Source organism: Psychrobacter sp. ANT_H59 (assembly GCF_008369225.1).
GTDB lineage: Bacteria > Pseudomonadota > Gammaproteobacteria > Pseudomonadales > Moraxellaceae > Psychrobacter > Psychrobacter cryohalolentis.
Genome location: NZ_VOBE01000004.1, coordinates 102,525 through 128,034, shown reverse-complemented (window position 1 = coordinate 128,034; position 25,510 = coordinate 102,525). Strand labels below are relative to the sequence as shown.

Below are 25,510 nucleotides of genomic sequence, written 5' to 3'. Positions count from 1 at the left end.
GTTATAAATATAATCATCATAAAAACTAATAGGAATCTATATGTCTACCGCTGAAAACGATGCGCAAATCATCAATGCTGAAATGCCTGATGTGCCTCTCCATGCGCCCAGTAAAATCAATTTAAAAGACTATCAAAAGCCAAGCTTCGATGTTGAAACTGTCAGCTTAGATATCAAGTTATTTGAAGACCATGCACAGGTAGACAGTACTCTAAAGATGGTACGTCAAAGCGCAGGCGATATCGTTTTATTTGGTGAAGATTTAGAGCTGTTGGCTCTTATGATGAATGGTGAGGCATTGAGTGCTGAACGCTATGAGCTGTCAGCAGGTAAGCTTACGATTAGTGATGCTCCTGATGAGTTGACATTGGCGCTACAAGTGCGTATCTGTCCACAGACCAATACTGCCCTTGAGGGGTTTTATATGGCGGGCAGTGGTGATGAGACGATGTTTGTCACCCAGTGCGAGCCGGAAGGTTTCCGTAAAATTACCTTTTATCCAGACCGCCCTGACGTACTCGCGATATTTACCACTCGCCTTGAAGCAGACAAGCGCTATCCAACACTACTAGCCAATGGTAATTTGGTTGAAGCGGGGGAGATGATCGATGCGCCAAACCGCCATTATGCGATTTGGCATGATCCGACCAATAAGCCAAGCTATCTATTTGCTTGTGTGGTCGCTGACTTGGATGTATTAGCGGATAGTTATACGACCAGTGAAGGTCGAGAAGTCTTGCTTGAAGTGTATGCAAAGTCAGCTGATATCGATAAGTGTGATGTTGGTATGCAAGCACTCAAAGATTCGATGCAATGGGATGAAGTCAATTACGGTCGTGCTTATGACTTAGACCGTTATATGATCGTTGCGGTCAGTCAATTTAATATGGGTGCGATGGAAAATAAAGGGCTAAATATCTTTAATACTGCCTGTGTATTATCGAGCCCCGAAACCACTACTGATACCCGTAGCTTTAGCGTAAAAGCTATTATCGCCCATGAGTATTTCCATAATTGGACAGGCAATCGGATTACTTGTCGTGACTGGTTTCAGTTATGTTTAAAAGAAGGCTTTACCGTCTACCGCGATCAATCGTTTTCAGCGGATCAGCAATCAAGCGCGGTGCAACGTATCGATGATGTCGCGACTTTGCGTGCCCATCAGTTTGCAGAGGATGCAGGACCACTTGCCCATCCTGTACGTCCTGAGAGTTTTGTTGAGATTAATAATTTTTATACCACCACCGTCTATGAAAAAGGCGCTGAAATTGTACGTATGATAGCCAATACCTTGGGCGCTGATGATTTCCGAAAAGGGACGGACGAGTATTTCCGTCGTTATGATGGTCAAGCGGTCACGGTTGAAGACTTTTTATCTGCGCTTAGTATTACTAACGGTAAAGTAGAAGAATTTATCGATTGGTATCGCCAGCCGGGTACGCCAGTAGTGTCTGGTCATCAAGACTATGATAGCGCCACGCAAACATTAATCATTACGTTGAGTCAGCAAACCCGCCATGTCAGCGGCTTTGATACGCCAAAACCCTTGCCAATTCCAGTTGCAACGGCATTATTTGATAAAGAAAGCGGCAAAATTATTGCTGAGCGTATGTTGCTGTTGGATGAAGCGGAGCAAACCTTTACTTTTGAAGGCGTAAGTGCTGAGCCTGTGGTGTCTTTGCTACGTGATTTTAGTGCGCCTGTACAGCTGAATTATGATTATCAAGATGAAGATTTGGCATTTTTACTTAAACATGAAACCAATGGCTTCAATCGTTGGCAAGTGACGCAGATGCTGGTCAACCGTATTTTGTTGCCCACCCAAGGCACAAAGAGCAATCCTGATGTTTATCTAGCTGCATTGGCGCAGACATTGCCAGTGCTCGCAGGTGAAGATGCAATGCTAGCAGCGCGTTTACTTGATATTCCATCAGCTCAAGAGTTGGCGGCTGCTATTCCTGAAGATTATGATCCAGAAGTGGTCAAAGCGCAGCGTGAAAGTTTGTATCAGCAGCTAGCAGAGGCGTTAAAAGATCAATGGGAAATGCTTTACAAGCAACTGCCATTGCACTCCTATGAAGACAGTGCAGAAGCTCGTGGTGAACGGGCACTACGTAATGTGGTGCTAGATATGGCATTGACGGCAAACGTTGAAGGCGCTGTAGAGTGGGCACAGCAGCAGTATGATAATGCCAGCTGTATGACGGAACGTTTTGGGGCACTAAAGGCCATGGTCAATCATCAAGTGGCAAATGCTGATGCGTACTTGGCAGATTTTTATCAGCGTTTTCAAGCCGATGATTTGGTGATTGATTTATGGTTTAGTGTCCAAGCATCTGCTGACAACATCAATGCTGATGTTATTAAATCACTATTAGCACATGAAGATTTCGATTGGAATACGCCCAATCGCGTACGTTCAGTCATCAGCGCTTTTACCTCGCAGCCAACTGCATTATGGACGCAAGAAGGTTTGGATATCTATACAGACGTGATTAAGAAGCTAGATGATTCTAACCCGATGATAGCCTCGCGCCTACTACAAGTATTAGCACGTTGGAATACGTTAGCTGAGCCACGCCGTCAAATGGCTCATTCGCAGCTGCTTGATGTGCAGCAGCAAGTATCCTCTAAGCATGTGCATGAGAGTCTAAGCAGTGTACTGGGTACAGCGACTGCATAGAGCTGTCTTAGAAAACTAAAGTCATAATCTTAAACATGAAAAAAGCCCGTCTGACAATTTAGTTTCAAACGGGCTTTTTTGATAAGTAACTATTAACGGTTAGGTAGGATGTCTTTGACCATATCACGTAAGTTACGTAGTGCTGTGACCGTGCTGTCCCAATCTAGGCAACCATCTGTAATTGACATGCCGTATTCGAGCGCATCCAAATCAGCAGTCAGCTCTTGGCGACCGCCTTTTAAGTGACTCTCAATCATCATACCAATGATTGACTTGTTGCCGTTTCTGATTTGCTCCGCGACGTTTTGGATCACCATCGGTTGCAAATAAGGGTCTTTACCTGAGTTGGCATGACTTGAGTCAATCATAATCTTGCTACTGGTTTTACCTTTGGTAAGCGCGTCTTCTACTTGAGCGACTGCTGTTTCATCGTAGTTAGGCTTACCATTGCCACCGCGTAATACCACGTGAGCATAAGGATTGCCTTTAGATTTGATGATAGACACTTTACCATCTGAAGAAAGACCTAAAAAGCTATGACCCGCTTTTACCGCTTGCATGGCGTTGACCGCAACAGTCATGCCACCATCAGTACCATTCTTAAAGCCGACTGGGCATGATAAGCCTGAGCTCATCTCACGGTGCGTTTGGCTCTCGGTTGTACGTGCGCCAATCGCTGACCAGCTGATCAAGTCCTGCATGTACTGCGGTGTATTCGGGTCAAGCGCTTCAGTAGCACAAGGTAGTCCTTTTTCATTGAGATCAAGCAGTAGCTTACGGGCTGTACGCAAACCTTTTTCGATATCAAAGCTGTCATTCATATCGGGGTCATTAATCATGCCTTTCCAGCCAACGGTCGTGCGCGGCTTCTCAAAATAGACACGCATCACAACGAATACGCTGTCTTCAATCTCTTTCGCCAATATGGCTAAGCGATCAGCATATTCATGAGCGGCTTTGATGTCATGAATAGAGCATGGACCAATAACCACAAACAAACGCTTGTCTTTGCCATCCAAGATGTTTTGGATAGTGTGACGACCATTTAAAACGGTTTTATAGGCTTCGTTTGATAAAGGAAGTTCGGTTTTTAGCTCATTGGGTGTGATTAATGGAATAAATTTTTCAATATTCACGTCGTCAATTTCTGCATTATGGGTAGCGGTTGTTATCATGATTATATATCGTCTAGCTGATTTATAGGGACTTTCATTATGCGGACAAAAGTACCGGTTGACAAGGGGAGTCGAGCAGTTAATTGACTGATAACTGGAATGCTGATGCGAAAACTTGGTTATACTTGATGATTATAGGTAAGATAAAGAGACGTTTATGCCACTGGATTTCTTCGGGCAGCTTCGCTATTTTTATCATCGTCACGTATGATGGCAGTATAAATAGCTCAATTTGAGCACCAAAAACGCCGCTGATTATGATGGTGCGTATCCTATAATAGATACCCCATGTTATATTTTATAATATCCATGTTTTCTCCCTTGTACGACTTTCACTGTAACACTTTATTATTAAGAGCTTTTCATGACCGATAACCATACGCTTCAGACTGATTTAACTGTGCCATTTGATACTTACGAGATGGCTAATGTAGCGCGTGAGCCGCTCGTTATTGGTATCGTTGCTGGTGAAGTATCAGGAGACAGTCTGGGTGCAGATTTTATGCAGCAGATGAACAATCTACGTGATGACATCGTTTGGGTTGGAGTGGGCGGTATCAAAATGCAGGCACAAGGGCTTAATAGCATTTTTCCACTATCTCGTTTGGCAGTGATGGGTTTGGTAGAAGTCATGGGGCAATTGCCTGATTTGCTTAAGGCGCGTCGTGAGTTGCTGGCTGCCTTTAAAACGGCGAATATTGATTGGTTTATTGGCATAGATGCGCCTGATTTTAATCTACGAGTGTCTAAAAAATTAAAGCCTAAAGGCGTGTTTTGCGTGCAATATGTTAGTCCTTCTATCTGGGCTTGGCGCGAGTCACGTATTCATAATATTAAAGCGGCAACCCACTTGGTATTGTGCCTGTTTCCGTTTGAGCTGCCTGTTTACGAGCGTTATAAGCATCCGGCGATATGCGTTGGGCATCCACTGATGCATACCATTGACCAGTCACTACTCGACATACCGATCAATCAGCGCCGTAGTGAGCTGGTCTGGCACAACGATGGCTTACAGCAGTTTTTTATCGAACGCTTTGATGAGGTCAGTCAGCTTATTTGTGTGATGCCGGGCTCACGCCGCGGTGAAATAACGGCTATTTTACCCTTGATGCTAGACGGTATCCAAAAGCTGCTTTTATTGGACCCAAAGCTTTGCTTTATCATTCCAACCGTCGATCAAAATCATCAATATATCGTTCAAGACGTCATTGATCAGCGCTCAGAACAACTGCGCGCTGCTATCGTTGTAGTCTATGATGATAGTCAACCAACCTTTAGTCAGCAGGCGATGGCAGCATCAGATATTGTGATGTTAGCTTCAGGCACAGCAACGCTTGAGGCGATGCTACTCGAGCGCCCTATGGTGGTGGTTTACCAGCTTAATCAATTAACTTATCAGATTGCCAAACGTCTGGTCAAAGTGCCCTATGTGGGCTTGCCAAATATTTTGGCAGCTACCGCGATCGTACCGGAGCTTATTCAAGAGCAGGCCAGTGGCGATAATATCTGCCGTACCGTCATGCGCCTTTTGCAGCCACGTGCTTATGCGGAGCAATTGAATGCGCTGATTCAGACCAAACATCTCTTACAGCAGCAAAGCAATCATCAACCTGCCAATAGTGTGATTGAACAATGGTATCTGCAAAATTACCCGTCAAAAACGCTGTAGATCTGGTAAGCGAATTCACCTTATATCTCATCATATTATAAAATAAGATCGTAAAATCAATGAATAGCATGCCATATATAGAGAGCAATATTTTACAGATTGAACGTAGTATCGAGCAAATTGATATTAAGGGACAATATATCAATCTGGCAACACCCATTCATGTATCTGGTCAACTTGATATCACTGAACTACTCGCTCAATATTCGAACGATACTGCACAGGGTGATACTGTTTCTGCGCTCCAAATAGGTGTCGATGAAGCAGGGCGAGGACCATTATTAGGCAGTGTAAATGTCGCTGCAGCAATATTGCCACGTGCTTGGTCAGGGTTGATTGAGGAGCAGCCACTCAAAGATACTCCTTTATCAATACTGACTGATTCCAAGCAGTTAAGCGAAAAAAAGCGCGATATGCTGTATCCATTGGTTCAGCAACATGCCATTGGTTATGTCATTGCTGAAATACCAGCGGCAGTGATTGACCAAGTGAATATCTTACAAGCTACCATGCTTGGGATGCGTTTATGTACTGAGATAATGTTAGAGGTCATTGCTTATCATTTGAATGACATGGCACAAGACGTACACCAGCTGCATGCTGAAGTTTTATTCGATGGGAATCGCTGTCCAGATTTAGATTATGCAAGGCTCGTAGAACTTGGTGCCGGAGAAGAAGTAGTTGACTGTCAAGCATGGGTCAAGGGTGATGCGCGTCATACCAGTATTGCTGCTGCCAGTATTTTGGCAAAAGTCAGCCGTGACAAAACCATGTACGCGCTTGACGCTGAGCATCCTGAATATGGCATTGCCAAGCATAAAGGCTATCCAACACGCGCACATATGGAGGCAATCGAAACTTATGGCGTATTAGCCGCGCACAGACGCAGCTTTGCACCAGTGAGAAAGGCGTTAGAGAGTTAAGAGTGGATAGAGAGTGGCTGATTTATCTAAATAAATAGCCTAAGTAAAAACATCTATTAATTTTATAATAAACGTACTTTGGTCAAATATAGTAATTTCCTAAAGCTTTATACTTTTTATTAAATGATATCCCAATAAGTATTCGATAATATCCGTTATACCCAAAGTATTGTTCATAATAACCACGCCACTATCTTACAGGATAAGAGATGACCCTTAAATTGCCAGAAAAAAACCCCGCTGCAATCATATTATTAACGGCTTTTTTAACGGCCTGTGGCGGTGGTGGAGACTCAGGTAATAGCGCTAATGACGTTACGCCAAAGCCAATAGCACCTGCTGATACCTCGACTGATAAGCCTGATGACCAAACTGATAATGTGGCAAGCAACAATGAGACACAAGCAGCATTAATCGCAAGTAATACGTTTAGTTTAGCGCGTACCAGCTGTGCTCTTGGTGGCTTGTCCGCTGACAGCGCACTGGATAATATTGCGATTCAACATGCCAAATACATCAAGCACGTATTTGCTAACAGCACACCGACTACTTTTAGTCCGCATTATGAAAATAAGATTGCGGATATCCCAAACGTCACAGGTGATAATAACCCGTTCTTTAAGGGCGTTAGCTTCACAGACCGGTTATTACAGGCAAAATATGGCAACGCCCGATATGGGGTGACTGAGAATATTGCCCAATCGGTTTACTATAGCTCGGCAGGCAATATTATAGGCTCTGATACAGTGGCAGGCTCAATGGCTAAGTCGTTATTGGCAGCGCCTTATCATCTGCGCTCTTTGATGCTACCAGGTTCAAGTTTGACAGGGACAGGCATGGTCACTTATAAGCCTTTTGGTAAGGATACGGCTAATAATCAAGGTTATGTATTAGTCAACCATGCCTCAGCGACGCAGGCAACCAAAGATAATACGGTGGCAGGAATATTCACTTATCCATGCCAAGGGGTCAGCGGTACCATCACTGCGTTGTATAACGAAACGCCAAGTCCGGTCAAAGGAACGGGTCGTGACTTACAAACTGATCCTATTGGACAGCCTATTTATGTCAGTATGCCGTCTGCTCAAACGATTGACATCAGCAATGTTAAATTCCATGATATACAGCGTAATATGGATGTGCCCATTGAGCTATTAGATTATCGCCAAGATCCCCATAAAAATACTATATATGAGCTACCAGCGAACGAAGCGTTCATCTTGCCCATTACGGACAATTTGAAAAGCTGTACAAGCATCAGTAAAAAAGACGCAAATTGTGGTTTACATGGCAATAGTGATTACCGTGTCAGCTTTGATATCTTAGTCGATAGCAAAGCCATAGAGCGTGAGAGCTTCACCTTTAAAACTGGTGCTGTGAACAATTAATTGCGTGAACTAGAAGACTTATCATATAGTTGATCCACTTTTAAAAGAGTACAGAAATACTGGGGTTAATTATTTGCAGCCTCTGTCTGCGTAGGCACAGCAAGCAAGAAAAATTAACCCCAGTAGTGATTGATAATATTTGTATTTCTTTTATTTAGGACTGACTATAAAACAAGGGCTGAACCAGTTATCTGATTCAGCCCTTGTTTTATATAATGGTCAATCCACTATGAAAGCGTTATCACGTCAAAACGACGAGTTCCACTGCTGTAAAAAGGCTTCTTCTTCATCCGTTGACTCGCGATCTAACGTGTTATTGCGATGTGGGTAACGCCCAAACTGCTCGATAATCTCTTTGTGCTGCTGCTCAAAATCTAAAGTAATGGCATCATCGAGCTGCTCAAATAATGGCAGATAGCGACTATGAATCCTTAAAGATTCTGAATGCATAAATGGCATAATGGCAAATTTGCGCCATGTCATTGGTAAGGTAGAAAAATGTGGCTGCAATATGACTTCTTGAGCCAACACCAGCGCCATACCGTCTTGCGCAAAGGCTTCCGCTTGATTGCGGCATAAATTGCGTGAAAACTGATCTAAAACGATGATCTCTGCCAGGCGCCCAGCCAAAGCGGTAATGGAGCTATTGCAGTCGGTTGCTGCTTCTGAAATGCGCCAAGTGACGCATTCCCCTTGCTTTGCTGCTTGCCAGATTTTACCAAACCGCTCTTTTATTTGCTGATCAAATTCATGGCTTTGCTCGAACCAATACTGTTCATTGTCCTTATCAAACCAAAAATGCAATACGGCACGCGCCTCTGAATCAAGATACTCTAAACTTATGTTTTTTGGATCAAGTGACGATAAATTGGCATGGCTTTTTGAGGTGGAATAATCGGTTGAGAGAGACATAAGCTATTCTAATTATGATAGATTTAGTCTACTATAGCGCAAATATTTATGTCTGTCATGATACGAGCAGCAGCTATTAGGTAACCCTTATGAATACAAAAAATTCGCTACAAAACACTCAGTCATCATTACCACCAACGCCATATTACTTGCTTGATGAAGCCGCAATCGTCGCCAATATGCAGATTATCGCTCGCTTATGCGAGTTGTCGGGAGCAAAAGCACTGCTTGCGCTCAAATGTTTTGCGACTTGGGGCGTTTTTGATATCATGCAGCCTTATCTGCATGGTACGACGTCATCTTCGCTAAATGAAGTCAGATTGGGTTATGAGACTTTTGGTAATAATAGCGATGCTAGTAGCAAAGATAAAAAAGAAACTCACGCCTATAGCGTTGCTTACAGCGCAGATGAGATGCCTGAAGTACTCAGCTACGCCGACAAGATTATCTTTAACTCAATCTCACAATTGAATGCGTTTAAGGACCAAGCAGCAGCGCAAAACATACCGGTTGGGCTGCGTTTAAACCCGAAAACCAGCAATTCGTCATTTATTATTGCCGATCCTGCTCGTCCCTTTAGCCGTTTAGGTGAGCATGATAAAGATAAGATTGCAGCAGTACTTGATGATATCACTGGGGTCATGATTCATAATAACTGTGAAAATGACAGCTTTGAGGCGTTTAGCGCAAGCTTGGCAGATATAGAAGCCAGATTCGGTGATATCTTGGCACAGCTTGAATGGGTCAGTTTGGGCGGCGGCATTCATTTTATTGCCCCTGATTATCCGTTAGAAAAACTGGCAGACAGATTAAAAACATTCAGCGAAAAATATGGCGTACAAGTTTATCTAGAGCCAGGTGAGGCGAGTATTCACGGTGCTGGATCACTGGTAACGACAGTATTAGACACCATGCATAATGAAAAAAATCTCGCTGTAGTAGATTCATCCATTGAAGCACATATGCTTGATTTGCTGATTTACCGTGAGTCAGCGCCGATAACGGCTGTTAATAGTGATTTAATTAATATCGCCTCTCTTGATATCGACCCTACCAACATTGCACCCATAAGCGAGAACGCTAAATCAGCTGATAATACGATTATCTATGGCCGTTCTTGTTTGGCAGGCGATATCTTTGGTGAATATGCCTTGCCAAACAAGCTAAAAGTAGGTGACACCGTTACTTTTGGCAACGCAGCAGGCTATACCATGGTGAAGAAAAACTGGTTTAATGGCGTGAATATGCCAGCGATTGTCATTCGCCGCTTAGATGGCAGTATCGATATCCAACGCGAGTTTGATTATCAAGATTATAAGGCGAGCTTGTCATAACGCTATTAGATGCATATTTGGCATGACCAAATGGTAATGCCAAACAACTATCTATAAATATTTATTCGCTTTGACGTTTTTAAGTTATGTTGTAATTTTTGCCGAAAAGTCAGTAAAAATTGTTATAATTGCTACTGGCAAACACAGTAGGATTTGTCTAACGGGTGCGTGGGTTTTCCTCGGTCTTCCTTTTTAATTCACGCATATCATTCACTCGTTTCTGTTTTGCATAGCCAATATCAATGGTATCGACAGGGACACAAAGGAGGATTGTTCTTTGAACACAAACCAACAAGTTAAGCCTAGTAAAAAAGATGTACTTATTATCGGTGCTGGCGGCGTCGCTCAAGTAGTCGCGCACAAATGTGCGATGCATAATGACGTACTTGGCGAGATTCATATCGCTTCACGTACCCAAGATAAATGCGATGCCATCGCTCAGAGCGTTATAGAAAAGAACAGCTTTAAGCAACCAGCGGTATTGCATACGCATGAAGTCGATGCCATGGATACCCAAGCGCTGATACAGCTGATTGAAGATACGGGTATTCAAATCCTTATCAATGTCGGTTCGGCATTTGTGAATATGACGGTATTGGAAGCTTGTATTGAGACTGGCGTAGCATATATTGATACCGCTATTCATGAAGATCCTCGTAAGATTTGCGAGACGCCGCCATGGTATGACAACTATGAATGGAAGCGCAAACAGCGTTGTGCCGATAATAATGTCACTGCGATCTTAGGTGCAGGTTTTGATCCTGGTATGGTCAATGCCTATGCGCGTCTTGGTTATGACATGATGGATGCAGGTTCAGTGACTGATATTGATATTATTGATATTAATGCTGGTAGTCATGGTAAATACTTCGCCACCAACTTTGATCCTGAGATTAACTTCCGTGAATTTACTGGTACGGTTTATTCTTGGCAGGACAGTAAGTGGCAGTCTAACAAGATGTTTGAAGTGAAGCGTACAGATGACTTGCCTGTTGTTGGTGTGCAAAACAGTTACTTAAGTGGTCATGACGAAGTGCATTCTTTATCAGCCAACTTAGACGTGCCAAATATTCGCTTTTGGATGGGCTTTGGTGAGCACTATATCAATGTCTTTACCGTTCTACAAAACTTGGGCTTATTGTCTGAGCAGCCAGTGATGACTGCTGAAGGACAAGAAGTTATCCCATTAAAAGTAGTGAAAGCGGTCCTACCAGATCCAAGTTCACTTGCGCCAAATTACACTGGTAAAACCTGTATCGGTGACAAGGTCAAAGGCAAGATTAATGGCGTTGATAGTGAGATATTTATCTATAATATCGCAGACCATAAAGATGCCTATAATGAAGTTGGTAGTCAAGGTATCTCTTATACCGCAGGCGTGCCACCAGTCGCCGCAGCGATGCTAGTTGCTACAGGCGAGTGGGATGCAGGAAAAATGGTCAACGTTGAAGAGCTTGATGCCAAGCCATTTATCAATCTATTGAATAAAATTGGTCTGCCTACGCGCATCAAAGATAGCGAGGGCGATAGAGCGCTTGAGTTTGATATCTAAATTCTCGTGTTAGCTTTTATTGTTCGTTAAATAAAAAGCACCCTATTGAGGCAGACTCGATAGGGTGCTTTTTTACGTATCTGCTTCTATAATAAAAACGAGTAGCATAAAACTGATAGTTATAGATGGCATAAGGAGAATTGCTATGTCTTTAGAAAAATATAAAGTCTTCAACTTGATTGAGGATGTGACAAAGTTAAAAGTGTTATTTATTCTAGAATCTTCCTATATCAATGAATATCTCCATCAACATCCAGCGGCAGGCGAGTCGGCACTTGAGCTCACTCAATTTTTGATGGCTCAAGGATATTTAAAGAATTTTGATGCCCAACTACCATTAGGCTGTAATATCAAGCTATTAAATTATCAGTCACTGGGTATTTTGAACTGCTCGACATTGCCACTAAATAAAGCGTTTTACCCTTGCGCTTTAAATAGTGAAGACTTAGCAAAAGTAAATGAATTGGCAGCTATCAAACAAAATTTAAATCAAAGTAATCCGAATAAAGTACCTGTGGATTTGAAGAAAAACAGTGTTTTTAAAGACTTTGTTAGCCGATTAACTGAAGTGCTTGAGCAAGCGCCAGCTGATATTATTATCGTACCTTGCGGCGATACTGCAATTGGGTTTATGGATGCTTTTAAAACAATTTATCAGAAGCCTTTGACGGTTTTAAAGGGTTTTCCGCATCCAACTGAGCCAAATTGGGCTGATAAGATAGCCACCATTAATTTGAAAGATTATATCGCGCCTCAGATATTGCCTTAGTTATGATTGCACTTTGTCTATAATCGCCAAATAGTAAATGCAAATCTTTCAAAGATGTATACTGATGTGCAAAAGATAAGCTCGAGAGTCTGTAGGAAAATACAGAGGATGATAAATACAGAGTTATTGTCTACAAATAAGCTATTCAAACTGATGCGACAATCCTTTAGATAGAGCCTGATAAAGGCTGCAAAATTTTGACCTATTTTTTATCAGCAACAGGGTATTTTTTACCGTAAATCAGCGATATCCCTATCATAAAAATAAGAGCGTAATATGCAATTAGAAATCAATGTTATCGATGCCTTTACTGATACTGTGTTTAAAGGCAATTCAGCGGCAGTGATCATTACAGAAAGCTGGTTGTCTGAGAAACTCATGCAATCTATTGCTTTTGAAAACAACTTATCAGAGACAGCTTTTATAGTCTTGGATAATAAAGGCACTTATCATATTCGATGGTTTTCACCGCTTACGGAGATTGATTTTTGTGGTCATGCGACCTTGGCTTCTGCCTTTGTACTGTTTAAGAAAAACCCTACTTTGACGTCTATTAAGTTTTCAGCCAAAGCAGTTGGGGTTTTAACAGTTAAGCAAACCGCTCATGATAAAATACAGATGGATTTTCCCAATACTAAGCCTGAGAAAGTCAGTGAAATCCCTGATAGTTTGCTGGCAGGATTGTCTATTGCCCCTATTGAAGTCTATAAAAACTCACAGGCATATTTTGTGATTTATGACTCGGAATCTGACGTGTTAAATGTAGAGCGTGATAATGACGCGCTAAAACAACTTGCGCCTCTCGATGTGGTTGTCACTTGTCAGGCTAAATCTGCCCACTACAAAGACTACGATTTTATTTCACGTTATTTCTGGCCTGCCAATGGTGGTGATGAAGACCCAGTTACGGGTTCGGCTCATACTGGATTAGCACCATTATGGGCACAGCGACTGGGTAAAAATACATTGGTTGCTTATCAAGCGTCAAAACGTGGCGGGGTACTAGACTGTGTGGTTGCAGGAGATAGAGTACTTATCTCCGGTCATGCTGTGCATTATTTGACGGGATTTATCACGGTCGAGGAGTAAGTTTTGTCTGAATTAAAAACAGTGGGGCTTTTTGCTCTTACTGCATTGGCTGAAATCGCAGGCTGTTATCTGCCTTATCTGTGGCTGCGAGAAGGTAAGTCAGTTTGGTTACTCATACCAGGTGCCCTGAGTTTGATAGCTTTTGTATGGCTGCTGTCATTACATCCCACTGCTGCCGGTAGGGTCTATGCCGCTTATGGCGGTGTTTATATTTCGATGGCGATTTTATGGTTGTGGACGGTGAACGGGATACGCCCAACGACTTGGGATATAGTGGGTTCTGCTATCGCTTTATTGGGCATGGCGATTATTATGTTTGCGCCGCGCAGTACTTAGATTATGAGTCAAAGTGCGCAAATTAAAGCTTATTAATTCAAGATTTAGTAAATTCAATATATAGTCAAAGTACCCTAAAAACGCTACAGTACTGCTGGTATGATTTTTTTGCAGTCTTTGTCTGCGTAGGCACAGCAAGCAAGAAAAATTCATACCAGCAGTACAATAAGGTATCGATATTGCTTTTCACTGATCATATAAATAAAAAAATGCCAATCAAACCATTAAGCTTGATTGGCATGTTAAGGCATTTACTATTAATGCTTTCCTAAGATGCTACCATTATCATCTTTCTTTGATTGTTTAGCCGCTTTTTTCTCTTTTGCCGTTAACAGCGGCTTCTTTTTGACATTCTTCTTACTATCTTGACCTTTACTCATGATGTTGTCCTTTTATGTGACCGTTTAATACTTATTAAAATCAGTATAGCCCTAAGAGTGATTAATAGCTAGCTTCAAGCAAATGGACGCTGGCGTTAATAAGTGCTTACTTACGAATACATCACGATTTGCTATAATGAGCAGCAAGCCGATAAATCGCGGCAAACCTTTATCCTATTATTATTTAGCACAATGATGCTTACTGTTTTGGTTGATTAATTATTATGCGTATCCGTAAACTGTTTAAATTTGAAAACGCCCATATTGTGCGTAACTGTAGCTCTGAGCGCTGCAAACACTCGATTCATGGTCATAGCTATCAGATTGAGCTGATACTTGAGGCCAAGCGTTTAGATCATGGGCAGATGGTCTATGATTTTGGCTTATTAAAATCTTCTATTAAAGACATTATCGACAGCTTTGATCATGCGATTTGTTTTTGGAGTAAAGACGATCCTGAGTACATCGCTGCCTGTAAGAAATTCAGTGCACGCTGGATCAGCTTGCCGGTATCGCCATCAGCAGAGCAGTTCTCGCGGGTGATATTCTTTTGGGCGCAAGAGATTCTACAACAGACGCAAATGCAAAATGGCGAAGCGGATGTCAGCGTGTATTCGGTGATTGCCCATGAAACTGCGACTGGTTACGCGCAGTGTTTTGCTGATGATGTGGCTAATGAGCAAATGGGCAAGCTAACACTAGAAGAATTTGAGTTTAGCGACCAAGTTAGTGCTGAGTGGAGTGATCCTGAACTATATGCCAAATTGATACGCGGCGATAGTTTCGTTAATCCAGCAGTCACAATGCAAGTACAGGTAGATTGAGTTTAATGAATAATAATCAAACGATTGAAGACGCAGCTATAAGTGGTAAGAACTTGCAGACTTTGACGCTGCATTCGGAAAAAGATACCCAGCGTTTGGCTGAGCAATTAGCAGCTTTGCCGCTGACAGGTAGTGTGTGGCTGGCAGGAGATTTGGGTGTAGGTAAAACCACATTAACTCGCTATTGGTTGCAAGCGCTAGGGCATAAAGGAGCGGTGAAAAGTCCGACTTATACCTTGGTTGAGCCTTATGGTATTACTCAAAATGACGGCTCAATTAAACCTGTTTATCATGCTGACTTATATCGTTTGCAAGACCCAGAAGAGCTGTCTTTTATTGGCTTTGATGAGTATTTGGATGAGCCAAATGCGTTGGTTATCATTGAATGGGCGAGCCGTGCGGACAGCTATTTGCCGCTGCCTACTATGTTTATTGATATGACTCAAAGTAATGGTAATGATGATAAAGAATCTCGCCAAGTTGCAATACGATTGTCAAAGGCAGGACAAGCACAAGGTTTTGACTTATCCAGTCTAAATCTTTAGTCCAAATCGTGCTACAGATGTTTAAAGGCTTAAAATCCGCCTCTATTATTTTCAATATATGATACCCAGCAATGCTACATAGCCACACCAATACACGCATTAAAAAACTATCACCGCTGCTTATTAATCAATTAGCAGCGGGTGAAGTCGTGACGCGTCCAGCAGCAGTGGTTAAAGAGCTCATCGAGAATGCAATTGATGCTCATGCCACGGATATCGAGGTCCGCATTACCCAAGGTGGCATGGGTATGATTGAGGTGATTGATAATGGCGTTGGGATTCATCCTGATGATATGGTCATGGCAGTCACGCGTCATGCCACTAGCAAAGTCGCTGATGTGGCACACTTGCACGGAATTACAACGCTGGGTTTTCGCGGGGAAGCACTGGCAGCGACGGCTGCTGTTTCCCGTTTGACCTTAACCAGTAGCCATGATAGCAGCGGTATTGGTCGTCAGTTGCAAGTTGCTGGTATATTGGGCGATACGCCAAAATTAATACCCGTTGTGCATCATCGCGGTACTACTATTACAGTCAAAGATTTATATTTCAACGTACCAGCACGCCGCGGTAATTTGAAATCTATCGCGACTGAGTTCAGTCATATCGAAACGATTGTCCGTGAAGTGGCTTTAGCACGCGCTGATGTGGCGCTGACACTTTTTCATGATAATAAAAAACGGCTATCACTGTCGGTAAATACTATAAATAAAGATACTGAAAATTATCTGCCGCTATCACGTTTGGAACAAGCGACTGGATTGGCACTTACAGAGCAGGCAATTGAAGTCGCGGTTGATTTATCTAGCCTAACGCAGCAATTTGGAAGTTCTTCTGCTACTCATGTTGATGGTAGATATGCTGATAATGTACGCACTATGCAACTGGCGAGTATTGGCGGTTGGTTGTGGGCAAGTTATGATGCCAACCATAGTTTGCCCAAGCTTATTTATGTAAATGGCAGATTGGTAAAAGAGGCATTAATTAGCAATCAGCTTCGTCAAATGGTTCAAAGTGTACAGCTAGCAGGTATGGGTTATGCACTTTATTTTGAATTACCAACTCAGTGGCTCAATGTTAATGTTCATCCTTCCAAGCAGCGTATCAAGATTAGCCCGCTGAACAATATCATGGCGCATTTAAGTCATGCGGTTCGTGCGAAGCTAAGAGGGCTTAATACCGCGAAAATTGTTCGCTCTAAAGAGCGAGCACCAAATGATAATATCTCCACAAAACAGTCGTTTAATGCGTTAGACGCAATAACATCATCTACCAACAATGCAACGGCAAGTCAGCAAGTTCAAGCTCCTAAGCAACCATATCAGCTGTCAGAAAATGAGTCGTTATCCGAAAGTATTAAAGACTTACATATTGATGAGCCTGTAGAAGACAGTCGTCATGCTGTTAACAGTTACCCTGTAAACACACCACCTTTACCAGTTTGCTTACAAGTTATAGATAGTATTACTGGTCTGGTAGCTTCTTCAGTTATATATAGCAATGACGATAAAGCGCTGCCTTGGCTACTATTTTATTATCAAGGACAGTGTGCGCTAATTAGCGCTGAGAGATGGCAGTCAAGATTAAAAGTATTGTTTGAGTCAACTATCTTTAGCAGCACTATGTATGACAAAGCCAAAGTATTAAATAGCACTACTATTAATCAGCAATTGGCGAAGATAATTAAGCAGATGTCATCACAAGATGCACAAGCTTTTGTAGCAGATATGGAAGCTATACTGAGCAAATATGCTATCCACTCTATAGATAGTCATCAATTAGTCACATTGATGTTATCATCTGCGCTTAAATAGCGCTATTGGGAAAATAGCGTATTTTCTATAGTTAAGACATATCGCTGAGTTATCAATAATTTACCTTATTGTTCTTAAAACCATGACCATCAAAGGCAAGTATATGCGACTTTCGTCTGATAGCCTATCTTCTTACTTAAGTCCCAATTTGGCGGACAATAGCGTGGTGTGCTTGATGGCACCAACCGCGAGTGGTAAGACCGCTTTGGCTTACGAGCTTTATGATAGCGGTCGTTATGAGCTGATTTCGGTAGATTCAGCATTGGTGTATCGTGACATGACGGTCGGTACTGCAAAGCCAAATGCTACTGAGCTGGCACGATACCCCCATCATCTGGTCGATATCATTGATCCTATGCAAAGCTATAGTGTCGCTGAGTTTGTCAACGATGTGGCAAGATTGATTGATAGCTGTCATCAGAATGGCAAAATACCCTTGTTGGTCGGCGGTACGATGATGTATTACATGGCATTACTCGACGGACTCTCACCAGTGCCTGATAGTGATGACAGTGTTCGCGCGCGCGTTGAGCAGTGGCGCCAAGATGAGGGTATCAGTGCGCTATATGATTATCTTGGTAAAGTTGATGCTATCAGCCATGAGCGTCTTAATGCAACTGATACCCAGCGTATTACCCGTGCTGTTGAAGTATATTTGCAAACTGATATTCCTATTAGTGACTGGCAGCGTCAGCCCAAGCAAGCATTGGCTCATAATCCCAATCAGCAGTGGCATGCTTTGGCGGTTATGCCAGATCGTCTATGGTTGCATACGCGTATTGAGCAGCGATTAGATATCATGTGGCGTGAAGGGTTAGTAGCAGAGGTTATCAGTTTGCTTGAGCATTATCCTCTGACCCCAAGCTTACCTTCGATGCGCTGTGTTGGTTATCGACAAGTGTTAGAGTATCTGGTACAGACTAATCACCCTGTATTTGAACAGCCCCATTTGGATAAAGCGCAGTTTTATGATGCTTTTGCTCAATCGGAACCATCAAGTAACGAAAGTAAAGAGCAAGATACTACGATTCAAAATAGCATAACTCAGACGCATCTACCAATGGCAAATGACCAAACCGAAGCGCTTGCTTGTCAGCAAATGCAAAATAAGGCATTATATGCTACAAGGCAGTTAGCAAAGCGCCAATACACGTGGCTGCGAAAAGTGATGCAACTGTCTAATACGGCAGCAGTGCCTACAACAGAATCAATAACAGCGTCGTCGACATCCACTGTTGGCTTTGATGATGTGACAGATTTTCAAAAAAATAAGTTAATATTGCACTCATTTAGCACTATGGAGCAGGCGAGAGCGTATTTGGTTTAATGAATGATATCAGTCGTTTGCCTATATCTAGATTTGTCAGACCATTAGTGTTCTGTAATATTAATGGTCGAGCTGTAGTAATAAAAACACAGCATGACCGTATAACATCATACAAAGATACGAAAGTAATGACAATTAGTTTCAAAGTATAATGTATATAACTGTTATAATTTGATTATATGAAAGTGTTAACTGTTGCAAGCGTTGATTGCTTTTTAGTGTTTATTCATCAACATTTGGTGATAGAGGTGACCTATGCAACACTTGGTTACTTAATTTATGAAAATAACGACATATTCACGATAAAGTAGAATGACTTAACAAGCTTTAGCACTTATTTAGATACGTTTTATAAATAAAACTTATTATTGTATCTACCCTTAGCCATTATAATTGCAGTGACCCTTAAAATAATTGGCGCTAACAATAATTATATAATATTTAGGAGAGATTTCATGTCAAAAGGACAAACTTTACAAGATCCGTTCTTGAACTCACTACGCAAAGATCGCATTCCTGTTTCCATTTTTTTAGTGAACGGTATTAAGCTGCAAGGTCAAATAGAATCATTCGATCAGTATGTGGTTTTGCTGAAAAATACCGTCAGTCAGATGGTATATAAGCATGCTATCTCAACAGTCGTCCCAGCACGTAATCCTCGTAGCAGCACAACGCCAAGCGCGACTACTCAAAGCCAAGGTGCAGCATCAATGGGCTATCCGAGTCAAAGTGGTGGCGTGAGTAGTGGTTTTGAGCGCGGCAGTAGCGCAAATCCAGCTACTGGCGGCGGCTTTGAAGAACGTGGTTTTGCCAATCGTAGTGGCTTTAATCGTGGTGGCTTTAGTCAAGGCCAAGAGCGCGGCTTTGAGCGCGGTAGCTTTGGTCAAGGTCAAGATCGCGGTTTTGAGCGTGGTGGTTTTGGTCAAGATCGTGGTTTTGAAGCGCCGTCAGAGAATGTGGGTTATGACAACAAACCTAATGACGAGTCTGATGATAGCAACTCTTAGACCCTCCTACTAAGACATGAGATATCATATTGAGACCTACTATTATAGTGGGTTTTTTTGTATTGATACTCTTATAAGTAATAACATTTTAATGCACCCACGATAGTCTTATGGCTGTATTCCTACAGCATCATATTAATATTGACCATAATTATTAATATGGTTCATAGTATTATAAAATGTATAGTAAAATGATTCATCAAATTATAAAAATATACAGCCAAAAATATAGAGTCATTGAAAACAAAAAATTAATAAAATATAGAGCCACTGTATGAATAGTCCTGAACGCAATCTAACCCATGAGCAATTTATTAGTACCGCTATTGATGCCATCAATACTGAAAAGGCGGCACTAGCATTACTGACCGAGCAAATAGATGATAGATTCGCTCAGGCTTGTGACATCATTTTGGCATGTCAAGGTCGTGTGGTTGTGACAGGGATGGGTAAGTCGGGATTGATTGGTCGTAAGATAGCGGCGACATTTGCGTCCACTGGTACGCCATCGTTCTTTATGCATCCTGGTGAAGCAGGGCATGGTGACCTCGGAATGTTGGTCAAAGGGGATGTGTTGCTTGCCATCTCTAACTCTGGCGAGTCAGATGAGATAAAAATGCTCTTGCCTGTGGTCAAGCACTTAGATATTCCGCTGATTAGTATCAGTCGAGATAAACGAGGTATGCTGCCACATGCTGCGGATATTATCTTGACTCTTGGTAAGTCGCAAGAAGCTTGCCCGCTCAATCTGGCTCCTACCTCAAGTACCACAGCAACTCTAGCACTCGGTGACGCATTGGCAGTTGCCTTAGTGCATGCCCGCAATTTTACCTCAGAAGATTTTGCGTTATCACATCCTGCAGGTGCATTGGGTCGTCAATTACTAACCCGCGTAGAAGATTTGATGCATACTAAGACAGAGGAATTGCCACTCATTAATCAGCAGGCACCGTTACAAGAAGCACTATTTATCATGTCAGCTGGGCGATTGGGCATGACGGTGGTCACAGATGCTGAGAAAAAAGTAGTGGGTATATTTACCGATGGTGATTTAAGGCGAGGATTGGAAAAAGGCATTGATTTGCAGACCCCGATGCGTGAGCTGATGGTGAGTAGCCCTCGTCGTATCAGTAAATCCATGCGAGCATCAGATGCGCTTAGCGTGATGAATGAGAATGCTATCAGTCAATTGCTTATTATCGATGATGACCAGCGCCTAGAAGCAATTATTACGGTACATGATTTACTACAAGCTGGTGTAAAATAAACGTTATATTAGAATATCTATTAATAAAAGAGATGACTGATGCAAGACTTAATCAAGAAAGCCGGACAAGTGAAGTTATTGGTCATGGACGTTGATGGTATTTTATCAAATGGTCAAATTATCTATGATGCCAATGGTGTTGAGACCAAAGCGTTTTCTGTCTATGATGGTGTAGGCATCAAGTCATTAGCCCGTTATGGTATTTTGACTGCGATTATTACCGGTCGTAGCAGTTCTATGGTCGATAAACGCGCCACTGAAATTGGTGTAGATTATATTGTCCAAGGACGTGATGATAAGTTAGTAGCATTAAACGAGCTGCTTGCAAGCCTTGATCCGGCACTTAATATCACGGCTGCTGATTGCGCTTATATGGGTGATGATTTGCCAGATATCAAAGCCATGCAAACAGTAGGATTTGCTGCTACTGTGCCAAATGCCCAAGCAGAGGTTATCAATCGCAGTGATATGGTAACCACGCGAGCCGGCGGTACAGGCGCCGTACGTGAAGTATGTGATCTCATTTTAAAGGGTCATGGACATTACCAAGACTTTATCGCGCACTATACGCTTGATGAAGTAAAAAATCAGGATGACTTATCGTGAATACTCGTGTTTTAATAGTCATTACCTTGATCATCGCTGGTCTTGCTGGTTGGTTTTTTAAGCAGCAAGGGGAAATCACGCCGGCAGTCAATATTGAAACCTCTGATGTCGATTATGAAGCAACAGATATTAAAGCGGTACAAACCAATGAGCAAGGCGAGACCGAATATGAGCTGAGCGCTGAGTCATTGACGCACAATCCGGTGACCAATAAAGATGAGATGAAAGGCATTACCATGAACTGGGAACCGTCAGATGAGCAGCGTTATCGTATTGAAGCGGGTACAGCGGCTATCAGTCAGCAGACGGGCGAGCTGAGCTTATCGGGCGGTTTCTCTTTAATCAGTGAAGGTAAAACAGCTAAGCCTGAAGTTGAACCTATTAAGGTCACTGGTGCCACATTGAAAGGCAATACCAAGTCAGGTCAAGTGTATAGTAATGAGCCAGTTAAGGTTGAACAAGGTATGAACCGTTTTGAGGCATCGAGTATGAAAGCCAATCTTGAAACGGGCGACTATGAATTTGGTCAAGTGGCTGTCTCTTTTACGCCCGCTGATCGTCAAGACAAAGCCCTGTTTTAATTAGCATATTATTCAGTGAAGCATCTAGCAGGAAGTTTGCAAACTCTACTACCCATTATAAAACGAGTAATTTTCATGAAATCTAATTCTTTGCCTACTTTACGCTTGCTATCGACACGCTCTATTCAAGTGTCGCATAGATTGCGTGCACTGCCAGTGGTTATGCTGTTGGCGCTGCCACTATACAGCCATGCTTTGCCATCAGATGCCAATCAGCCTATTAAATTATTGGCAGACAAAGCCACTTATAGTGAGCGTAGCGGTATTACAAGTTATTCTGGTACAGTAGTTATTACTCAAGGTACGTTTAAGATGACCGCTGATAATATCACTGTCAATTTATCACAAGGTCGAAGTATCAATTCTGCAGTAGCAACAGGGCGTCCAGCGACGATGCAGCAAGTTGTGACGCAAGAAAAAGGTCTGGCAAAAGGTCAGGCAAATAAGATTGACTATAATGCTGTGACGGGTATCGTGACGCTAACGGGCAATGCGAAATTGGTACAAAATGGTGCAAGCTTCGCAGGTAATGTCATTCGTTATAGCCTAAAAGCTGGTGATGTGGAAGCGACTGCTGGCGGCAATCAGCGCGTCGAATTGGTATTCCCGCCTAACAATAGTACCAGCCAGAGTGGTATACGTTAGGCTATATGACGACTTAAGTCATAACACCTGCGATAAATATAAACAAAAGACTAAACATTTCAGTGGTTGCTATCCATTTAAATGCGACCACCTTATGAGTAAGTTATGAATGATAATAAAAATAATGCCATTTTAGTAGAAAACCAAACCATAACAGCGAATGATGCTGTTGAGCCGGTCGCTCGTTTGTCGATGCAAAACTTGGGTAAGCGCTATGGTAAGCGCTGGGTCGTCAAAGATGTCTCATTCTCTGTTGAGCAAGGGCAAGTCGTTGGATTGCTAGGTCCAAATGGAGCCGGTAAAACGACCAGTTTTTATATGGTAGTCGGTCTGGTCAATATGGATAAAGGCCGTGTCACCTTGGGAAATATGGACTTATCTAAATATGCTATGCATGAGCGTGCGCGTGCCGGTATTGGTTATTTACCGCAAGAAGCCTCTATTTTTCGTAAGCTATCCATTGAAGACAATATTTTGGCGATTCTACAAACTCGTAAAGATTTGAATGGTAACCAGCAGCGTCAAGAGCTTGAAAAGCTTATTAGTGATTTTCACTTAGAACATGTACGAAAATCTCTAGGTATGAGCGTATCAGGCGGTGAGCGTCGTCGTTGTGAGATTGCTCGCGCTCTAGCAGCTGACCCCAAGTTTATCTTACTAGATGAGCCTTTTGCCGGTGTAGATCCTATCTCTGTCGGTGATATCAAAGATGTCATTTTAGCGCTCAAACGACGTGGTATCGGTGTGTTAATCACTGATCACAATGTTCGTGAGACTTTAGCGATTTGTGAAAAAGCCTATATCGTCTCAGAAGGCGCTATCATTGCTGAGGGTACCTCAGAAGAAGTTCTGGAAAATGAGCTGGTGAAATCTGTGTATCTTGGTAAAGACTTTCAGGTATAGACTAATTGATTGATTACTGAATTATGCTGACATAAGATTTGTTACTTTGCATTCTTAGTCAGCAATCTCTATATTGTGCCATTCGCAAAAATCCTTCTATAAAACATTGCTTCTTACAGCAACTGCTTGTTTATCTTAATATTTATACTTTAGTTCTTATCTTCAAAAATACGCTTATAAGCGTCATTCCCTTTCATATACTCTCTATTTTAAACTTGAACACCTGCATAAGGCTTCTATATTATGGCAAAAAATAAAACCAGTTATGTCTGTCAAGCTTGCGGTGCTCATTTTGGCAAGTGGGCAGGGCAATGCAGTGATTGCGGCGAATGGAATACTTTGACTGAAGCGCCTAACGTCAGTATGCCACATCATAATAAAAACGTAGCAAAGCCCAATGCTGGTCGCGCCATACCTCGTAATGCAAGTGGTGCTGGTACACCGGCGGGCAATTATGCAGGAACGCATAGTGCTGTGATGCCGCTCAATGCGGTGAGCGTAGGTTTAGATACTAGGTTGCCGACGGGTATTAGTGAATTTGATCGTGTGTTGGGCGGTGGATTGGTTGCAGGTTCTGTGGTACTGATTGGCGGAGACCCCGGTATCGGAAAATCGACCATTCTATTGCAAACTGCGACCAATATGGCAAAAGCGGATTCACTGGCAGGTAGCGCTCTGTATGTGACTGGTGAGGAATCATTGGCACAGGTTGCTATGCGGGCAAAGCGCTTGGATTTGCCTGCGGACAGACTTCGTGTGCTTGCTGAAACCAATGTCGAGACTATTTGTGCCGCCTTGACTCAAGAGCAGCCAGCGATTGCTATTATTGATTCCATTCAGACTATTTATACTGATGCGATTAACTCTGCACCAGGCGGGGTCAGTCAAATTCGAGAGTCAGCGGCGATTTTGACGCGTTATGCTAAGCAAACGGGTACGGCGCTGTTTCTAGTAGGACATGTTACCAAAGAAGGAACACTTGCTGGTCCACGCGTTCTTGAGCATATGGTCGATACGGTATTGTACTTTGAGGGTCAGTCTGATTCGCGTTTTCGTATGATTCGTGCCGTTAAAAACCGTTTTGGCGCGGTCAATGAGCTAGGTATTTTTGGCATGACGGATATGGGACTAAAAGAGGTTGCCAATCCATCAGCGATATTTTTGAGTCGCTATGACAAGCCCGTGGCGGGTTCTGTGGTTATGGTTAGCCGAGAAGGCACAAGACCGCTATTGGTAGAGGTACAAGCCTTGGTTGATGACTCTCAAGGCTCACCAAGACGTATGGCATTAGGATTAGACTTTCAGCGCTTGTCTATGCTGTTAGCAGTGATGCATCGCCATGGCGGTATCCATACCAGCGGGCAAGATGTCTATGTCAATGTCGTTGGCGGTGTCAAAGTCATAGAAACAGGGTCAGACTTGGCAGTATTATTAGCCTGTGCATCCAGCATTAGAGAAAAAGCATTGCCATCGTCATTGGCGGTCTTTGGTGAAGTGGGGCTATCAGGAGAAATTCGTCCTGTACCCAATGGACAAGAGCGTTTAAAAGAAGCGATGAAGCATGGTTTTAAGCATGCTATTATTCCTAAAGCCAATGCACCTGCCAAAGATGCGCCCCAGTTTAAAGGCATTAATGTCATTGCAGTCGAACGTCTTGATGATGCGATTGCGAGTGCATTCGAGTTATAGTTTGTTGATCTAACATTTATAACTATAAACCTTGTAAATTTAAGACACGAAAAAGCGTCTAACTATCAATTAGTTAGGCGCTTTTATTTAAA

General features: G+C 42.5%; 23 protein-coding genes. 20 read left to right on the top strand and 3 right to left on the bottom strand.

Annotation, left to right across the window (positions count from 1 at the left end):
* The first annotated feature begins 82 nt into the window (after positions 1-82).
* Positions 83-2,683: an aminopeptidase N gene (pepN, locus tag FQ083_RS08115; protein WP_223145232.1), complete on the top strand. Its 2,601-nt coding sequence runs from the start codon at positions 83-85 to the stop codon at positions 2,681-2,683.
* 92 nt (positions 2,684-2,775) lie between these two features.
* Here pepN and FQ083_RS08110 read toward each other — a convergent pair whose 3' ends face one another.
* Entirely contained in the window at positions 2,776-3,858 is a 1,083-nt protein-coding gene (locus FQ083_RS08110; protein WP_149409496.1) for a 3-deoxy-7-phosphoheptulonate synthase, read from the bottom strand.
* Between the two features lie 421 nt (positions 3,859-4,279).
* On the opposite strand from FQ083_RS08110, the gene lpxB reads away from it, so the two are divergent.
* From lpxB to FQ083_RS08095, 3 genes are all read left to right on the top strand, one after another.
* Positions 4,280-5,527, top strand: coding sequence for a lipid-A-disaccharide synthase (lpxB, locus tag FQ083_RS08105; protein ID WP_410477364.1), 1,248 nt, complete (start codon positions 4,280-4,282; stop codon positions 5,525-5,527).
* A gap of 68 nt (positions 5,528-5,595) precedes the next feature.
* Positions 5,596-6,450: a ribonuclease HII gene (locus tag FQ083_RS08100; RefSeq protein ID WP_262881049.1), complete on the top strand. Its 855-nt coding sequence runs from the start codon at positions 5,596-5,598 to the stop codon at positions 6,448-6,450.
* 209 nt (positions 6,451-6,659) lie between these two features.
* A complete protein-coding gene (locus tag FQ083_RS08095) occupies positions 6,660-7,838 on the top strand; it encodes a CAP domain-containing protein (protein ID WP_149409493.1) in 1,179 nt (392 codons plus the stop codon).
* A gap of 246 nt (positions 7,839-8,084) precedes the next feature.
* On the opposite strand, the gene FQ083_RS08090 is transcribed toward FQ083_RS08095, so the two are convergent.
* Positions 8,085-8,750 (bottom strand): DUF924 family protein, encoded by a 666-nt coding sequence (locus FQ083_RS08090; RefSeq protein WP_149409492.1) that lies wholly within the window; start codon positions 8,748-8,750, stop codon positions 8,085-8,087.
* Positions 8,751-8,839: 89 nt separating this feature from the next.
* On the opposite strand from FQ083_RS08090, the gene FQ083_RS08085 reads away from it, so the two are divergent.
* The 5 genes from FQ083_RS08085 to FQ083_RS08065 all read left to right on the top strand — a co-directional run bounded on the left by FQ083_RS08085 (position 8,840) and on the right by FQ083_RS08065 (position 13,830).
* On the top strand, positions 8,840-10,084 hold the full coding sequence (locus FQ083_RS08085) for a carboxynorspermidine decarboxylase (protein ID WP_149409491.1): 1,245 nt from the start codon (positions 8,840-8,842) through the stop codon (positions 10,082-10,084).
* 277 nt (positions 10,085-10,361) lie between these two features.
* Positions 10,362-11,636, top strand: coding sequence for a saccharopine dehydrogenase family protein (locus FQ083_RS08080; protein WP_149409490.1), 1,275 nt, complete (start codon positions 10,362-10,364; stop codon positions 11,634-11,636).
* Between the two features lie 145 nt (positions 11,637-11,781).
* A complete protein-coding gene (locus FQ083_RS08075) occupies positions 11,782-12,405 on the top strand; it encodes a hypothetical protein (protein ID WP_149409489.1) in 624 nt (207 codons plus the stop codon).
* A 276-nt stretch (positions 12,406-12,681) separates the two neighbouring features.
* Positions 12,682-13,494, top strand: a complete 813-nt coding sequence (locus FQ083_RS08070; protein WP_149409488.1) for a PhzF family phenazine biosynthesis protein — start codon at positions 12,682-12,684, stop codon at positions 13,492-13,494.
* A gap of 3 nt (positions 13,495-13,497) precedes the next feature.
* The gene (locus tag FQ083_RS08065) at positions 13,498-13,830 is read left to right on the top strand and encodes a YnfA family protein (RefSeq protein ID WP_149409487.1); all 333 of its coding nucleotides are present in this window, start codon (positions 13,498-13,500) and stop codon (positions 13,828-13,830) included.
* 257 nt (positions 13,831-14,087) lie between these two features.
* Here the strand turns inward: FQ083_RS08065 and FQ083_RS12850 are convergent, their stop codons facing one another.
* Positions 14,088-14,210, bottom strand: a complete 123-nt coding sequence (locus tag FQ083_RS12850; RefSeq protein WP_020443648.1) for a hypothetical protein — start codon at positions 14,208-14,210, stop codon at positions 14,088-14,090.
* A 224-nt stretch (positions 14,211-14,434) separates the two neighbouring features.
* Here FQ083_RS12850 and FQ083_RS08060 point away from each other — a divergent pair, with 224 nt between their 5' ends.
* The 11 genes from FQ083_RS08060 to radA all read left to right on the top strand — a co-directional run bounded on the left by FQ083_RS08060 (position 14,435) and on the right by radA (position 25,418).
* Positions 14,435-15,034 (top strand): 6-pyruvoyl trahydropterin synthase family protein, encoded by a 600-nt coding sequence (locus tag FQ083_RS08060; RefSeq protein WP_149409486.1) that lies wholly within the window; start codon positions 14,435-14,437, stop codon positions 15,032-15,034.
* Between the two features lie 5 nt (positions 15,035-15,039).
* Entirely contained in the window at positions 15,040-15,579 is a 540-nt protein-coding gene (tsaE, locus tag FQ083_RS08055) for a tRNA (adenosine(37)-N6)-threonylcarbamoyltransferase complex ATPase subunit type 1 TsaE (RefSeq protein WP_149409485.1), read from the top strand.
* Between the two features lie 71 nt (positions 15,580-15,650).
* Positions 15,651-17,393 (top strand): DNA mismatch repair endonuclease MutL, encoded by a 1,743-nt coding sequence (gene mutL / locus FQ083_RS08050; protein ID WP_149409484.1) that lies wholly within the window; start codon positions 15,651-15,653, stop codon positions 17,391-17,393.
* 103 nt (positions 17,394-17,496) lie between these two features.
* Positions 17,497-18,720 carry a tRNA (adenosine(37)-N6)-dimethylallyltransferase MiaA gene (miaA, locus tag FQ083_RS08045; RefSeq protein ID WP_262881046.1) on the top strand — a complete coding sequence of 408 codons (1,224 nt, stop codon included), beginning with the start codon at positions 17,497-17,499 and terminating at the stop codon, positions 18,718-18,720.
* Between the two features lie 455 nt (positions 18,721-19,175).
* Complete coding sequence (gene hfq / locus FQ083_RS08040; RefSeq protein ID WP_133104577.1) at positions 19,176-19,727, top strand: RNA chaperone Hfq; 552 nt, start codon at positions 19,176-19,178, stop codon at positions 19,725-19,727.
* A 274-nt stretch (positions 19,728-20,001) separates the two neighbouring features.
* Positions 20,002-20,994, top strand: coding sequence for an SIS domain-containing protein (locus FQ083_RS08035; RefSeq protein WP_133104578.1), 993 nt, complete (start codon positions 20,002-20,004; stop codon positions 20,992-20,994).
* Between the two features lie 39 nt (positions 20,995-21,033).
* The gene (locus FQ083_RS08030; RefSeq protein ID WP_149409482.1) at positions 21,034-21,600 is read left to right on the top strand and encodes a KdsC family phosphatase; all 567 of its coding nucleotides are present in this window, start codon (positions 21,034-21,036) and stop codon (positions 21,598-21,600) included.
* Positions 21,597-22,181 carry an LPS export ABC transporter periplasmic protein LptC gene (lptC, locus tag FQ083_RS08025; RefSeq protein WP_133104580.1) on the top strand — a complete coding sequence of 195 codons (585 nt, stop codon included), beginning with the start codon at positions 21,597-21,599 and terminating at the stop codon, positions 22,179-22,181. The genes FQ083_RS08030 and lptC overlap by 4 nt, the downstream gene beginning before the upstream one ends.
* A gap of 75 nt (positions 22,182-22,256) precedes the next feature.
* Entirely contained in the window at positions 22,257-22,826 is a 570-nt protein-coding gene (gene lptA, locus FQ083_RS08020) for a lipopolysaccharide transport periplasmic protein LptA (protein WP_011513820.1), read from the top strand.
* A 105-nt stretch (positions 22,827-22,931) separates the two neighbouring features.
* Entirely contained in the window at positions 22,932-23,729 is a 798-nt protein-coding gene (gene lptB, locus FQ083_RS08015) for an LPS export ABC transporter ATP-binding protein (RefSeq protein ID WP_149409481.1), read from the top strand.
* A gap of 243 nt (positions 23,730-23,972) precedes the next feature.
* The gene (gene radA / locus FQ083_RS08010) at positions 23,973-25,418 is read left to right on the top strand and encodes a DNA repair protein RadA (protein WP_133104583.1); all 1,446 of its coding nucleotides are present in this window, start codon (positions 23,973-23,975) and stop codon (positions 25,416-25,418) included.
* Positions 25,419-25,510 lie beyond the last annotated feature (92 nt).